This is a genomic window from Pseudomonas sp. 18-147 (genome assembly GCF_051048045.1).
Taxonomy (GTDB): Bacteria; Pseudomonadota; Gammaproteobacteria; order Pseudomonadales; family Pseudomonadaceae; genus Pseudomonas; species Pseudomonas aeruginosa.
In genome coordinates this window covers 4,216,002-4,229,606 of the sequence record NZ_CP182296.1, presented here as the reverse complement: position 1 = coordinate 4,229,606, position 13,605 = coordinate 4,216,002, and the positions used below count along the sequence as shown (strand labels likewise).

Annotated in this window: 11 protein-coding genes; 7 read left to right on the top strand and 4 right to left on the bottom strand. The window is 66.2% G+C overall.

Annotation, left to right across the window (positions count from 1 at the left end; all coding sequences use genetic code 11):
• The first annotated feature begins 81 nt into the window (after nt 1–81).
• The 4 genes from ACM0M4_RS19990 to ACM0M4_RS19975 all read left to right on the top strand — a co-directional run bounded on the left by ACM0M4_RS19990 (nt 82) and on the right by ACM0M4_RS19975 (nt 4,771).
• Nucleotides 82–873, top strand: a complete 792-nt coding sequence (locus tag ACM0M4_RS19990) for a hypothetical protein (RefSeq protein ID WP_054379966.1) — start codon at nt 82–84, stop codon at nt 871–873.
• Between the two features lie 143 nt (nt 874–1,016).
• Complete coding sequence (locus ACM0M4_RS19985; protein WP_023086457.1) at nt 1,017–1,808, top strand: hypothetical protein; 792 nt, start codon at nt 1,017–1,019, stop codon at nt 1,806–1,808.
• Nucleotides 1,805–4,042: a lipase family protein gene (locus ACM0M4_RS19980; RefSeq protein ID WP_054375883.1), complete on the top strand. Its 2,238-nt coding sequence runs from the start codon at nt 1,805–1,807 to the stop codon at nt 4,040–4,042. The genes ACM0M4_RS19985 and ACM0M4_RS19980 overlap by 4 nt, the downstream gene beginning before the upstream one ends.
• Nucleotides 4,043–4,429: 387 nt before the next feature.
• Nucleotides 4,430–4,771 carry a hypothetical protein gene (locus tag ACM0M4_RS19975; RefSeq protein ID WP_003082903.1) on the top strand — a complete coding sequence of 114 codons (342 nt, stop codon included), beginning with the start codon at nt 4,430–4,432 and terminating at the stop codon, nt 4,769–4,771.
• Between the two features lie 15 nt (nt 4,772–4,786).
• On the opposite strand, the gene ACM0M4_RS19970 is transcribed toward ACM0M4_RS19975, so the two are convergent.
• Entirely contained in the window at nt 4,787–5,707 is a 921-nt protein-coding gene (locus ACM0M4_RS19970) for a LysR family transcriptional regulator (RefSeq protein ID WP_003082907.1), read from the bottom strand.
• Between the two features lie 204 nt (nt 5,708–5,911).
• Between ACM0M4_RS19970 and ACM0M4_RS19965 the strand changes: the two genes are divergently transcribed.
• Nucleotides 5,912–9,199: an acetyl-CoA carboxylase family protein gene (locus ACM0M4_RS19965; protein ID WP_115288830.1), complete on the top strand. Its 3,288-nt coding sequence runs from the start codon at nt 5,912–5,914 to the stop codon at nt 9,197–9,199.
• A 27-nt stretch (nt 9,200–9,226) separates the two neighbouring features.
• Here the strand turns inward: ACM0M4_RS19965 and ACM0M4_RS19960 are convergent, their stop codons facing one another.
• Both ACM0M4_RS19960 and ACM0M4_RS19955 read right to left on the bottom strand, forming a co-directional pair.
• Nucleotides 9,227–9,634, bottom strand: coding sequence for an ester cyclase (locus ACM0M4_RS19960; protein ID WP_003112418.1), 408 nt, complete (start codon nt 9,632–9,634; stop codon nt 9,227–9,229).
• Nucleotides 9,635–9,711: 77 nt separating this feature from the next.
• Nucleotides 9,712–10,377, bottom strand: coding sequence for an O-methyltransferase (locus ACM0M4_RS19955; protein ID WP_016561711.1), 666 nt, complete (start codon nt 10,375–10,377; stop codon nt 9,712–9,714).
• A gap of 92 nt (nt 10,378–10,469) precedes the next feature.
• Between ACM0M4_RS19955 and ACM0M4_RS19950 the strand changes: the two genes are divergently transcribed.
• On the top strand, nt 10,470–11,102 hold the full coding sequence (locus tag ACM0M4_RS19950) for a TetR family transcriptional regulator (RefSeq protein ID WP_054375884.1): 633 nt from the start codon (nt 10,470–10,472) through the stop codon (nt 11,100–11,102).
• Nucleotides 11,103–11,232: 130 nt separating this feature from the next.
• Here ACM0M4_RS19950 and ACM0M4_RS19945 read toward each other — a convergent pair whose 3' ends face one another.
• A complete protein-coding gene (locus ACM0M4_RS19945) occupies nt 11,233–11,460 on the bottom strand; it encodes a hypothetical protein (RefSeq protein WP_003082927.1) in 228 nt (75 codons plus the stop codon).
• A gap of 533 nt (nt 11,461–11,993) precedes the next feature.
• Between ACM0M4_RS19945 and ACM0M4_RS19940 the strand changes: the two genes are divergently transcribed.
• Nucleotides 11,994–13,586: a UvrD-helicase domain-containing protein gene (locus ACM0M4_RS19940; RefSeq protein ID WP_003133277.1), complete on the top strand. Its 1,593-nt coding sequence runs from the start codon at nt 11,994–11,996 to the stop codon at nt 13,584–13,586.
• The last annotated feature ends 19 nt before the right edge of the window (nt 13,587–13,605 follow it).

Below are 13,605 nucleotides of genomic sequence, written 5' to 3'. Positions count from 1 at the left end.
CTGCGCTCGCGCTCCAGCAACTTTCAACCCGTGGACGAATAACGTCCAAGACTGCAGTTATTGGCAAGGAGACGCCTCCAGATGAACCGCACCCTTAAAAACATGACCCTTGCCAGTTGCCTTGCGCTGGCCCAGGGCTGCACTGCCTTGGGCAAGTCCAACAGTTTTACCGTTACGGCGGACCTGCCACCTGAGTTTACTTACGAAGCCACGGCGGCCTATGTCCCGGCCAAAGGTGAGACTTGCACAGTGCCGGGTAGGCGGGATACCAAAATTGGCTACAACTCGGGCCGGGAAAAGTACAAACGTGATTCGAAGATTTTGTTACGTCGCACGGTCAGCGGCTGCCCTCTGGTACTGCAGAGCATCGATTTCTATATCTATGGCTGGTACGGCAAGGCTAGGGGGGACTTCGGGCGTGACTCGGCCCTGATCGTCGTACGAGACAAGCTGGTCGAGGTGAAAAAGGGCACTTTCAATGCGGCCGGGGAAAGCGAGTTTGCCGGGCAATGCCAGTGGCTGTTTCGTACAGCCGGGAAGACCCGTGTTCTGAGAAAGCTCCTCGATTGCAAAAGGATGGATGAGACGGGTGTACGGCGCAAAGCGAAACCTTTCGTGGTTTACACCCTGGACCAACTGCCCGGCAAGACGGTGAGGTTGAGGATCAAGCTGGCTGACGAAGAGCTGCCAGCTATCGGCGACACGTGGGTCAAGGTACCTGGAGGGTGGAAACGCTGCTTGGGTGATAATTTTGAAGATCAATACGCATTTTGCTATGGAAACTATAAGGACTTCAGCTCCTTCAGAATGCCGGATGGACGCAACTGCACCCTCTATCCCGGTTGTACGGAAAACAAGGCGGTGACCCCATGACTCTTGGGCCGATGGAGGAATGGGAAAAGCCATTCTTCGCTGAGCGTATCTATACCTGCCCGCTGCGCTCGCACTCCAGCAACTTTCAACCCGTGGACGAATAACGTCCAAGACTGCAGTTATTGGCAAGGAGACGCCTCCAGATGAACCGCACCCTTAAAAGCATGACCCTTGCCAGTTGCCTTGCGCTGGCCCAGGGCTGCACTGCCCTGGGCACGTCCAACAGTTTTACCGTTACGGCGGACCTGCCACCTGAGTTCACTTACGAAGCCACGGCAACTTATGTGCCGGCCAAAGGTGAAACCTGCACGGTGCCGGGGGGAAAGGATACCCAAGTTGGCTACAACTCGGGTCGGGAAAAATATGAACGGGATTCGAAGATATTATTACGTCGTACGGTCAGTGGCTGCCCTTTGGTACTGCAAAACATCGATTTCTATATCTATGGCTGGTATGGCAAGAGTTGGAGGGATTTCGGGCGTGACTCGGCCCTGATCGTCGTACGAGACAAGCTGGTCGAGGTGAAAAAAGGCACTTTCAATGCGGCCGGGGAAAGCGAGTTTGCCGGGCAATGCCAGTGGCTGTTTCGTACAGCCGGGAAGACCCGTGTTCTGAGAAAGCTCCTCGATTGCAAAAGGATGGATGAGACGGGTGTACGGCGCAAAGCGAAACCTTTCGTGGCTTACACCCTGGACCAACTGCCCGGCAAGACGGTGAGGTTGAGGATCAAGCTGGCTGACGAAGAGCTGCCAGCTATCGGCGACACGTGGGTCAAGGTACCTGGAGGGTGGAAACGCTGCTTGGGTGATAACTTTGAAGATCAATACGCATTTTGCTATGGAAACTATAAGGACTTCAGCTCCTTCAGAATGCCGGATGGACGCAACTGCACCCTCTATCCCGGTTGTACGGAAAACAAGGCGGTGACCCCATGACCCCTGGGCCGATGGAGGAGTGGGAAAAGCCGTTCTTCAGTGAACGTATCCATGCCTGCCCGCGACGCACCCACTCGACCAGTTTTCAACTGGTGGATGAGCGGGGGGATGGCAGGCCCTATGCCGGCCTGGCTTATGAAGTCAGCGATTCTGAGGAGGTTGTCTACCTTGGTGTTCTGGACGAAACAGGGACAGGCCGAGTCAATCGGCACTATTGCGGGCCGGTGGTTCTTAAGCTCGCTCAAGCCTATCAAGGGAGTGAGAAGAGCTACACGTTTTTACAAAAGAGGCCACATTACCCGCTCCCCATCACTGAGCTGCAAGTACGTGCCGAGAAGACCCGCTTTGTAAACCCTGACGGCGCCCGCACCCGGTCCAACCCCGCCCAAGGCCAGGCCGATTCTTTCTGCCAGGTCGAGGTGAGCGAACTGGTGGAGCACCGGGCCCATCTTCCGCCCCTGGCGCTCCGGTACTTTCCGCCTCGGCACCAGGTGCATGCGCTGATGCGCCGTCCCTCGGCCGCCATGGCGGAGTTGGGATTTGCTCCCAGGCCTCCCCGGGTTCGCGGTATCGCGCTGTTGCCGAACCGGCACCATGTGCTGGAGGTGCGCCCCTTGCGGGCGCTGACTCCGCTCCTGTCCACGGGCGAAGCGTTCTGCTACCTCAACCTGTACCAGTTGGCGCTGATGTCGTCCCTGAGCTATAGCCCGTTTGGCCAGGAGCCCGATACGCAACCGGTGGAAACCGACAGCGTGAGCTTTCCGGCGCAACCCAGTGTCGGTAACTGGTTCGGCGATGCCCTGGTCAGGTCCGATGAGCTGTGGCAAGTGGACGCAACTCAGGCCGGCGGGAAGGCTTACTACCCCCTGTATGAAGACGTGGCCTACTCCAGGCGCCTGGAGGTCATACCGTTCGACCCCGAGTTCTACCCCGAAGTGAACAGCCCCGAGCTTGGGGTGGATCAGGAACATCCGGCCAGGCTCCACTACTTGGATGACTCGGATACAAGGGGTGGTACCGATACGCAAGCCTATATCACCCACAATGATGAGCTGATCCTGCTGGTAGTACGCGGCACCGCGAGTATGGCTGACGTTCTGCGCGATGTGGATGCTGCGCAGACGCCGTTCGAGGAAACCAGCGGCAAGGTACACAACGGCTTTTACGAGTCGGCCAAGGTGGCCTTCAATTTTTTTACAACCTACCTGGATAAGTTCTACAGCGGGCAGAAGCTGTTGCTCACCGGTCACAGCCTTGGTGGCGCAGTTGCACTGCTGATCGCCGAGATGTTGCGGCAAAGACCGGAGAAATATCAAATCGTGCTCTACACCTACGGCAGCCCGCGCGTAGGCGACAAGACCTTCGTGGAAAACGCCAGGCCTCTGGTACATCACCGCATGGTCAACCAGAACGATCCGGTGCCCAGTGTCCCGGCGGCCTGGATGAAAACGTCCTGGCGCATGTCGGGGGCGGGCGTCCTGCTGATGCTCTTCAACCCGGCCATCGGAGGGGCGGTGGTGCTCCTGAGTCCCGTCAACATCGTCGGCGAGCCTTACACGCACCACGGCAAACTGCGTCATTTCATGCCCGTGTCGTTTGCCGATGGCCACAAGTCCGCGATCCTGTGGACGCCCGGCTGCGAAAGCATTACCGAGCGCGGCGGCGCGGCGGTTTGCGCCAAGGCACTGTCTGCAAGGAATGGCTTGCCGGAGCGGGGCGGGCTGCTGCGGCAGATGCTGGATAATGCCGATCACAAGATGGTCGCCAGTTACATTCCACATTGCTGGGCTTCCTTGCGCCGTGCACAAGAGGCCTTGGAGGAAGGCCGCACCGTGGTGACTCCGACCGAGTATGAGCGGGTCGGGGAAGCGCTGCAGGACTTCAAGGCGCAGTTGCGGGAAAAGGAGGCGGCGGCCTACGGTTCTGCCAGGGAACAACAGATAACGGGGCCATTGCGCGCTGAAATCGGCAGGTTGCAACAGACCGCTGTGCGACTGAAAGCATTGAGTGTCGAACGTGTCAGCGAGGCCAAGGTCTACGGCCGGGTTGCCGAGCGGCCCGAGGCGCTGGCGGTGAGCCTGGAGCGCTGGCTGGCGCACTCGTTCAATCGCTCGCATGAACAACTCGCGATGGCCCCGCCGGATGCCGACAGCAATGAGCGCGCGATCGCTACCCTGGTAGGCGGCCATGCCCCTGGAGCGGTGTTCGATCTGGACATCGATATGCTTGGATAGAGCGGAGTCAAACAAACCCTATCGAGGGCTCTATCCATATCCGCCTCCCCTCGGCTTTTTGCCTGGGACCTGTTCCAAGCCACATGGGCAGGCGCGCGTCGTAGCGACGTTCGCGCAATACCGACACGTGCTGGCGACGCCCGTCTTTCAGGGCATCGGTTTGAAGCGCGGTGAAGAAGCGCAGCAGGCGTGGCTTGTGGGTCATCTCCAGGCCGAGGACCATCGGACAGGCTAGCCGCTCGGCCGCCATCTGCCGCTGGGAGAAATGGCTGGCTGGGCACGGCTTGCCGCGCGGGAGCGGCTCTGAGGCGATGGCGGATGCGCCGAGGCGCCGAGGCGCCGGGGCTGTTTTAATGGCGCTCTCTCCATGGCCAAGGAAACGGACACATGCGTAGCCCGCTTGCCACGATCGCCTGCGCCTGCCTGCTGCTCGGCGGCTGCTCCAAGTCCGCCGAGGACAGCGCCAACCCATTGCTGGGCAAGGATGCCGAGTGCCTCGAACTGTTCGCCCGCAGCAATGCGCTGTACTGCGACATCCGCGAGGACGAACGCGAATCCCAGGCGAACGGTACGCCGCGCCGGCACACCGACTACGAGGTAGCCGATGCCGCTTACCTGCTCAAGGCCACCGGGGAGCGCTGCGCGATCGATACGACCTATGTCACGGAGTGTTCGGCGAAGGCCGGGCAGTGGCTGCAGAAGGCCCGCGCCAAGGCGGCGAAGCCCTAGTCGCAGCGCCCGCGCTCAGCGCAGGCGCGTCGCCAGCTCCGCCAGTTCGCCGCGCAGCCAGAGGCTGCCGGCTTCGTCGTCGGCCTGGCGCGACCAGTAGAGATTCAGAGTCACCGCTGGCAGGGCCAGCGGCATCGGCAGCAGGCGGTTGCCCAGGCCGCGGTTGATCAGTTCGGCGTAGCCTCGGGTCAGGGTCAGCAGGTAGCCGCCCTGGGCCACCAGCAACGCCGCCGACAGGTAGTGCTGGCAGCGCTGGCGCACCTGGCGGGTCAGGCCGAGGTGGCCGAGGGCCAGGTCTTCGATGCAGATGCCGCGTCGCCGCGAGGTCACCGCGACATGGTCCGCCGCCAGGTACTCCTCCGCACTCAGGTCGCCGGCGAAGCCCGGCCCGGCCATCACGCACAGGCTGTCGTCGAGCAGGTGCTGGCGGCGCAGGGCGGCGTCGGTGGGCCGGGCGATCTCGATGGCGAGGTCGATGCGTCCGGCGCCCAGTTCCGCCTTCAGGTCCGCCCAGTGCAGGCTGTTGCAGCGTATCTCGATGCGCGGCGCGGCCTGGCGCAGGTGGGCGAGGATCGCCGGGAGCACCAGCGGCTCCAGTTGCTCCGGCATGTTCAGTTGGAAGGTCCGCGCGTCGCGCCGAGGGTCGAACGTCTGGCAGCGATTCATGCTGCGGTGCAGGCCGGCGAGGGCGTCATGGATGCCCGGCGCCAGTCGCTCGGCCAGCGGCGTCGGCGCAACCCCGCGCCCCTGGCGGACGAACAGCGGGTCGCCGAGCTGGTCGCGCAGGCGCGCCAGGGCGTGGCTGACGGCCGACTGGCTGAGATGCAGGAGGCCCGCCGCGCGGGTCAGGTTGCGTTCTCGATAGACCACTTCGAAGACCCGGAACAGGTTCAGATCGAAACGGCTGAGGGGCGACCATTCATGTGGCTGATTCATGTTTGCGCGCGCCTGTCTGGGGAAGGCGCCAGCCTAGCAGGCATGCTCGCCGATAGAACCATGTATAGGCTTCATGGATGTCGATGAATAAGCCTCAGTTCTGCCGCTTCCTTCGGCTGCCTAAGATGCCTGCGACGATGACCAACGCGCCGCCGGGCCAGCTCCTTTCGCCGGCCGCCTGACCCGCTCCCCGGAGAACCTGCCGTGACCGCTCCCTTCAACGCCTTGCTGATCGCCAACCGCGGCGAGATCGCCATTCGCATCGCCCGCGCCTGCGCCGACCTGGGTATCCGCTCGGTGGCGGTGTTCGCGGAAGACGATGCCGCGTCCCTGCACGTGCGCAAGGCCGATGTCGCGCTGCCGCTGGCCGGCCGTGGCGTGGCGGCCTATCTCGACATGGATCGGCTGGTCGCGCTGGCCCTGGAGGAGGGCTGCGAGGCGATCCATCCGGGCTACGGTTTCCTCGCCGAGAACGGCGAATTCGCCCGTCGCTGCCAGCGCGCGGGCATCCACTTCGTCGGGCCGCAAGCGGAAGTGCTCGACCTGTTCGGCGACAAGGCTGCCGCGCGCGCCCTGGCCGAGCGCCTGGAGGTGCCGCTGGTGGCCGGGATCAACCGTGCGGTCAGCGTCGAAGAGGCCGAGGCGTTCCTGGAAGGGCTGGGCGATGGCGCCGCGGTGATGCTCAAGGCCCTTGCCGGCGGCGGCGGACGTGGCATGCGCGCGGTGGAGGAGGTTGCGCAACTGGCCGATGCCTACCGCCGCTGCCGTGCCGAGGCGCAGGCGGCGTTCGGCCGGGACGAGTTATACGTCGAGCAACGGGTAGCGCGGGCGCGGCACATCGAGGTGCAGGTGCTCGGCGACGGCAGCGGTGCGGTCAGCCACCTCTGGGAGCGCGATTGCAGCCTGCAACGGCGCCAGCAGAAGCTGCTGGAGATCGCCCCCAGCCCGGACCTGCCGGAGGCCACTCGCGAGGCGCTGATCGATTGCGCCCTGCGCATGGCCGGCGCGGTGCGCTATCGGGGGATCGGTACCTTCGAGTTCCTGGTCGACGACGAGCGCCCCGGGCGCTTCTATTTCATGGAAGCCAATCCGCGCATCCAGGTGGAGCACACCGTCACCGAGGAAGTCACCGGGGTCGACCTGCTGCACGCCCAGTTGCGTCTCGCCGCCGGCATGGAGCTTGCCGCCCTCGGCCTGGAGCGACCGCCGGCGATCGGCGGCTGCGCGGTGCAACTGCGGATCAACCTGGAGACCCTGGCGGCCGACGGCAGCGCCCGTCCGGCGGTGGGCACTATCGGCGCCTACGAACCACCGAGCGGTCCCGGCCTGCGGGTGGACGGCTACGGCTATGCCGGCTATCGGGTCAGCCCCAGCTACGATTCGCTGCTGGCCAAGCTGGTCGTGCGCGGTGCGGATTATCCCGCCGCGTTGCGCCGGGCCTACCGGGCGCTCTGCGAGTTCCGCCTGGAGGGCGTGGCGAGCAACCTGGACCTGCTGCGCAACCTTCTGCTGCATCCGGCGGTACAGGCCAACCGGGTCGACACCCGCTTCGTCGAAAGCCACCTGGAGACACTGCTGGCGCCTATCCCGGCGAGCCATCCGCGGCTCCGCGCCGAGTGCCCGCTCGCCGAGGACGCCGCGCCTGCGCGGGTCGAGGCGCCACTCGGCAGCCTGCCGCTGCCTGCGCCGAGCAGCGGGGTGCTGGTCGCTCTGGAGGTGTCCGAGGGCGAACGGGTGCGTGCCGGACAGCGCGTCGCGATCCTGGAAGCGATGAAGATGGAGTTCGAGGTCAAGGCACCCGGCGGCGGTATCGTCCGGCGGCTCGCGGCGAGCCTCGGCGAGCCGCTGGAGGAGGGCGCGACGCTGCTGTTCGTCGAACCGACGGAGGATGACGACGAGCAGGCACCGACCGAACAGGCGCTGGACCTGGCGCATATCCGCGCCGATCTCGCCGAGGTACTCGAGCGCCAGGCAGCGCTGGGCGACGAGCGTCGTCCGCAGGCGCTGGCCAGGCGGCGCAAGACCGGACAGCGTACCGCGCGGGAGAACGTGCTCGACCTGCTGGACGAGGGCAGCTTCAGCGAATATGGCGGTTTCGCCCTGGCCGCCCAGCGTCGCCGGCGCTCCGCCGAGGAGTTGCTGGAGCTGAGCCCCGCCGATGGCCTGGTCGCCGGCACCGGTACGGTGGGGGCCGCCAGCTTCGGCGCGCAGGCCGCGCGTTGCCTGGTGCTGGCCTACGACTACACGGTGTTCGCCGGCACCCAGGGGGTGATGAACCACAAGAAGACCGACCGCCTGCTCGGCCTGGCCGAACAGTGGCGCTTGCCGCTGGTGCTGTTCGCCGAGGGTGGCGGCGGGCGCCCGGGCGATACCGATTTCGTCGGCGTCGCCGGCCTCGATTGCCATACCTTCGTCGGCATGGCCCGGCTCTCCGGGCTGGTGCCGCTGGTGGGAGTGGTCTCCGGTCGCTGCTTCGCCGGCAATGCCGCGTTGCTGGGCTGCTGCGATGTGATCATCGCCACCCGCGACGCGACCATCGGCATGGCCGGCCCGGCGATGATCGAGGGCGGCGGCCTGGGCCGTTTCGCCGCCGAGGAGGTCGGTCCGACGGGCGTGCAGGGGCCCAACGGAGTGATCGACGTACTGGTGGCGGACGAAGCCGAAGCGGTCGCGGTGGCCAAGCGCTACCTCGGCTATTACCAGGGCCCGCTGGCCGACTGGAGTTGCGCCGACCAGCGCGAGTTGCGCCACCTGGTGCCGGAGAACCGCCTGCGCGCCTACGACATCCGCCAGGCGATCGAGGTCCTGGCCGACCGGGGCAGCGTGCTGGAACTGCGGCGCCAGTTCGCTCCCGGCCTGGTCACCGCGCTGCTGCGCATCGAGGGCCGGGCGTTCGGCCTGATCGCCAACAACCCTGGCCATCTCGGCGGCGCCATCGATGCCGCGGCTGGCGACAAGGCCGCGCGCTTCATGCAGTTGTGCGACGCCTTCGACATCCCGATCGTCTCGCTCTGCGACACCCCTGGCTTCATGGTCGGCCCGGAGGCGGAAAAACAGGCCACGGTGCGCCACGTCTCGCGGATGTTCGTCAGCGCCGCCAGCCTGACGGTGCCGTTCTTCACCGTGGTCCTGCGCAAGGGCTACGGACTGGGAGCCCAGGCCATGGCGGCGGGCAGCTTCCATTCGCCGCTGTTCACCGTCGCCTGGCCCAGCGGCGAGTTCGGCGCCATGGGCCTGGAAGGCGCGGTGCGGCTGGGCTTCGCCAAGGAGCTGGCGGCCGAGGAAGATCCCCAGCGGCGCGAGGCGCTGTTCCGCGGCATGGTGGACAAGGCCTACCGCAACGGCAAGGCGCTGAACATGGCCAGCTACCTGGAGATCGACGCGGTGATCGACCCGGCGGAGACCCGCGCCTGGCTCCTGCGCGGCCTGGCCGTCGCCGGAGAACCGGCGCCGAGGGCGGGGCGCAAGCGGCCGTTCGTGGATACCTGGTAGATGGTCGGCCCGCAGTGCCCTGGCGCCTCAGGACGACGGCGGCGCCACCTGAACCTGCGCGGCGACCGCCGCCTTGTCGATCACCGACCAGACGCCGGCGATGCGCTCGTCTTCGAATTCGTAGAAGACGTTCTCGGCGAAGCGTACCCGCTGGCCGTTGACAGGGATGCCGAACAGCCGGCCGCTGGGTGTGCAGTCGAAGTGCAGGCGGCAGGCGACGCCCGGCGGATCGACGAGCAGGCGTTCGATCTCGAAGCGCAGGTCGGGGATTGCCAGGAAGTCGCCTTCGAGCATCCGCAGGTAGCCGTCGAGTCCGATCTGCACGTCGTTGTAGCGCACCCGGTCATGGACGAAGTCGCCCAGGCGCGCCCAGTCCTGGCGGTTCAGGCAGTCGATGTAGGCGCGGTAGCGCTCGGCGAGTCGGTCACGGGTCATGCGGGTCTCCTTCGAGCTGTCCGGGCGGCATGAGCCAGACCCTAGCAAACCCGCGAGACGCCGTCAGTCGCTAGGCTTCAGCCCAGGCGCATGGACAGCTCGACATCTTCGGCGAAGGGCGTCGACAGGTAGCCGTTGGCCGGCGAGCGGACATGGGCCAGGTACTCGGGACTATGCTCGGCGTTGTCGGCGATCACCAGCGCGCCGGGGCGCAGGCGGCTTTCCAGCAGGGCGAGGACCTCCGGGTAGAGCGCCTTGGCGCCGTCCAGCAGGACCAGGTCGATGCTGTCCGGCAGGTCCTTGGCGAGGGTTTGCAGGGCGTCGCCCTCGCGCAGTTCCACCAGGTCGAGCAGCTCCCCGGCGGCCAGGTTGCGCCGTGCCCGCTCGGCCTTGGAGGGTTCGAACTCGCTGCCGATCAGGCGGCCGCCGCCGTTGTCCCGCAGCGCCGCGGCGAGGTGCAGGGTGGACAGGCCGAAGGACGTGCCGAACTCGACGATGCTGCGCGCCGAGCTGCTGCGCGCCAGCATGTAGAGCAGGCTGCCGGTTTCGCGGGAGACGGGCAGCGCCAGGTCCTTCAGGCGACCGTAGAACTCGCGGTATTCGGTCTTGCTGCCCATGAGGCGCTTCAGTTCGGCCTCCGAGAGGTCGGCGAGGGCGGGACTGTCGCCCGGTGCGCTGGCTTCGGCTTCGGCGAACAGGCGTTGCAGGAGATCGGCGAGCGGGGCGTTGGTGAGGGTATTCATGGATGGCTCCGGGAATGTTTGAGCGCGTAAGTGCGTGGACCTAGAATGCGACGGATTCATCGCATTCCGCCATTCGCATTCCGGAGCCTTCCATGAGCGACAAGCGAAACCCGCGTATTTCCTCGCGCAAGCAGCCGCAGCAGGCCCGTTCCAGCGAGTTGGTGGCGAGCATCCTGGAGGCGGCTGTTCAGGTTCTGGCCAGCAAAGGCGCGCAACGTTTCACCACCGCGCGGGTGGCGGAGCGCGCCGGGGTGAGCATCGGTTCGCTGTACCAGTATTTCCCGAACAAGGCGGCGATCCTCTTCCGCCTGCAAAGCGACGAGTGGCGGCGCACCACGCGTCTGCTCGGCGAGATCCTCGAGGACACCACCCGGCCGCCGCTGGAGCGCTTGCGCCGGCTGGTGCTGGCATTCGTGCGCTCGGAGTGCGAAGAGGCGGCGATACGCGTGGCGCTGAGCGACGCGGCGCCGCTGTATCGCGACGCCGACGAGGCGCGGGAGGTGAAGGCGGAGGGCGCGCGGGTGTTCCAGGCGTTTCTCCGGGAGGCCTTGCCGGAGGTCGCCGAGGCCGAGCGCAGCCTGGCCGGCGACTTGCTCACCACCACCCTCGGCGCGGTCGGCAAGCAGTTCTCCGAACAGCCGCGCAGCGAGGCGGAGATCGAGCGTTACGCTGAGGCCCTGGCCGATATGCTCTGCGCCTATCTCGCCGCCCTTGGCGAGCGCTGAGATGCTGTGTGGCCGGAGCAAAACCGTCGCTTGGCCCAGCGGCCCAGGTACGCGGCTGGCGCGTGCGTAGGCTTGGCGGAGCAGGCGTTTATCGGCGGAAGCGACCGGCGTCTGCCGGTCGCGGGAGGGATCAGGCTTCGGCGATGCCGGTGACGACGATGCCGAAGCGGCGCAGCAGCAGTTCCGCCGGCTCGTCGCTTTCCAGCTTGCCGGTGCTGTAGTGGCCCGGCTTGAGGTTGGCCTCGGCCCATTCCAGCAGGTGCTCGGCGACCTCTTCGGGGCTCGGCTTGTGGGGGAACGGCAGGACTTGGCGCTCGGTGGCTTCGTCCTTGCTGTAGGTGATTGCCCAATCGCTCATGGGTAGGCTCCTTGTTTTCGCTGAGTTGGCAGGCCGGCAGGGCCCGAAGGGTAGACCGGTGCGGTCGCGCAAGGGTTGCCCTGGCGCGATGGGCGGTCCCCGTCCGACTGTCGGCCGAGGGCGGAAAACACTTATGATTCAGCCACATGCTTTGTCTGGACCGGTCCCCGATGCTGTCTGCCGTACGGCGCTACAAGTCGATGCTCTCCAGCGCCCTGGCGCGTTGTTTCCCGCGTACCACCGCCTACCTGCAGGCCGAGCGCGAGGCTCGCGAAGCCTTGTTGCAGCCGGCCAAGGCCCGCTCCAGGAAGAACGCCGCGAAGGCTCCGGCCAAGGCCGCCGGCAAGCCTGCGAAGGGCGCCGTTCGGGGGACCCCGCGCAAGCCCGCTGCCGCCTCGCGGGGCGCGCCGCAGGGAATCTATCCGGCTGCCGCACTGAAGGTCGACGAATCCCAGGAGCGCGCCATGCGCGAGCAGGTGGCGCAGGCCGCGACGCTCGGCGTGGTCAGCCCGCCGTCCGAGGAACAGTGGGCGATGATCCTCTGCCGCCAGCCGCTGGCGCGGATCTTTGCCGGTGCCGGCTCGGGTAAGTCGACCACCCTGGTCCTGCGGGTGGTGTTCATGCTCTGCCACCTGGGCGTCGAGCCGCAGCGGCTGACGGTGATTTCCTTCACCAACGCCTCCTGCGCGCAGTTGCGCGAACAATTGCTGCGCGTGCTCGCCCATTGGCAATACCCGTTCGACGCGGCCCAGGCGCGGCAGTGCGTGCGCACTTTCCATTCGGCGCTCGGCAGCCTGGCCCGCGAGGTGCTCGGCAATCCGCGCTGGTTCGAACAACTGGACGACCGCGACCCCGCCGCCGAGCCGGACAACCCCCTTGCCGCCGGACGCCTGCGTCCGGCCCAGCAGCGCCTGCTGAAGCAGGCCTACCAGCAGTGCTACGCGGCAAGCCCGGCGTTCCGCGCCAAGACCCACAAACTGCTGGAACTGCCGCCGCCGGCGGAGCCGGAAGAGGGCGCGCGGCGGCAGCCGAAGGCGCCGCTGGAGCCGTTCAAGCTGGCCGGCGAGTTCCAGGCGCTGCCGCTGTACGAAGCCTTCCATGCCCAGGCCGGGTTCGCCGAGAGCCTGGGCCTGCGCGTCGAACGCCTGGACAGCGGCAAGCTGGAATGCGGGTTGCGCGAGAAGATCTTCGTCGAAGCCATGGCACTGTTCTGGGCGAGGTTCCAGGCACTGTTGCGCGAGGAGGGCCTGATGACCTTCGACGCCGCGTTCCAGCAGCTCGGCGAGCGGATGGCCGGCGGGGCTCTGGCGGAAACGGCATTGGCGCCGTTCACCCATCTGCTGATCGACGAGTTCCAGGATGTCTCGCCGCAGATCGTCCTCTGGCTACAGGCGTTGCACCGTCGCCTGGCGACCCAGGGCACCGCGCCGAGCCTGATGGCCATCGGCGACGACTGGCAGTCAATCTACGGCTGGCGCGGCAGTTCGCCGGAGCTGTTCATCGACTTCGACCGACATTTCCCTTCGCGTGGGCGGGGACGCAAGAGCGCGCTGCTGGTGCTGGAAACCAACTACCGCTCCGTCGAACCGATCATTCGCGACGGCGAGAAGGTGCTGGCCGGGGTGCGTTTCAAGCAGGACAAGACCTGCCGCGCGTTCCGCCCGATCCAGCCGGGCGACCATGGCGTGAAGCTGGTGCAGCGTTTCGACCTGCGTGCGCAACTGCCGAAGCTGCTGGCGGAAATCCGCGCCCAGTGCGAGCACGCCGCCGCTCGCGAAAGCAGCGAGCGCACCGCGGTGCTGTTGCTGAGCCGGCGCAACGAGCCGTTGCAGGCGATCCAGGCGGAGTTGGATCGCGCGCTGCCGGTGAAGGGCATGACCATCCATCGCGCCAAGGGCCTCCAGGCCGAAGTGGCGATCGTCGTCGACGACTGCCTGCCGGGCGAGAAGCATCCGTTGCGCAACGCGCTGTACGCGGCTTCGGGTTTCTTCCGCAACAGCTACGACCAGGCCATGGAGGACGAAAGCCTGCGCCTGGCCTACGTGGCGATCACCCGTGGCGTCAGCCGGGTGCTCTGGTACACGCGCAAGGCCCAGGGCGCCACGGCCCTGTTGGCCCGACGCTGAGGACGACCGTCTCGGCGGG

Excerpts from the sequence above, each read along its gene's own strand:
- ACM0M4_RS19990 (WP_054379966.1), top strand. The coding sequence starts at position 82 with ATGAACCGCACCCTTAAAAACATGACCCTTGCCAGTTGCCTTGCGCTG.
- ACM0M4_RS19985 (WP_023086457.1), top strand. The coding sequence starts at position 1,017 with ATGAACCGCACCCTTAAAAGCATGACCCTTGCCAGTTGCCTTGCGCTG.
- ACM0M4_RS19980 (WP_054375883.1), top strand. The coding sequence starts at position 1,805 with ATGACCCCTGGGCCGATGGAGGAGTGGGAAAAGCCGTTCTTCAGTGAA.
- ACM0M4_RS19975 (WP_003082903.1), top strand. The coding sequence starts at position 4,430 with ATGCGTAGCCCGCTTGCCACGATCGCCTGCGCCTGCCTGCTGCTCGGC.
- ACM0M4_RS19970 (WP_003082907.1), bottom strand. The coding sequence starts at position 5,707 with ATGAATCAGCCACATGAATGGTCGCCCCTCAGCCGTTTCGATCTGAAC.
- ACM0M4_RS19960 (WP_003112418.1), bottom strand. The coding sequence starts at position 9,634 with ATGACCCGTGACCGACTCGCCGAGCGCTACCGCGCCTACATCGACTGC.
- ACM0M4_RS19955 (WP_016561711.1), bottom strand. The coding sequence starts at position 10,377 with ATGAATACCCTCACCAACGCCCCGCTCGCCGATCTCCTGCAACGCCTG.
- ACM0M4_RS19950 (WP_054375884.1), top strand. The coding sequence starts at position 10,470 with ATGAGCGACAAGCGAAACCCGCGTATTTCCTCGCGCAAGCAGCCGCAG.
- ACM0M4_RS19945 (WP_003082927.1), bottom strand. The coding sequence starts at position 11,460 with ATGAGCGATTGGGCAATCACCTACAGCAAGGACGAAGCCACCGAGCGC.
- ACM0M4_RS19940 (WP_003133277.1), top strand. The coding sequence starts at position 11,994 with ATGATCCTCTGCCGCCAGCCGCTGGCGCGGATCTTTGCCGGTGCCGGC.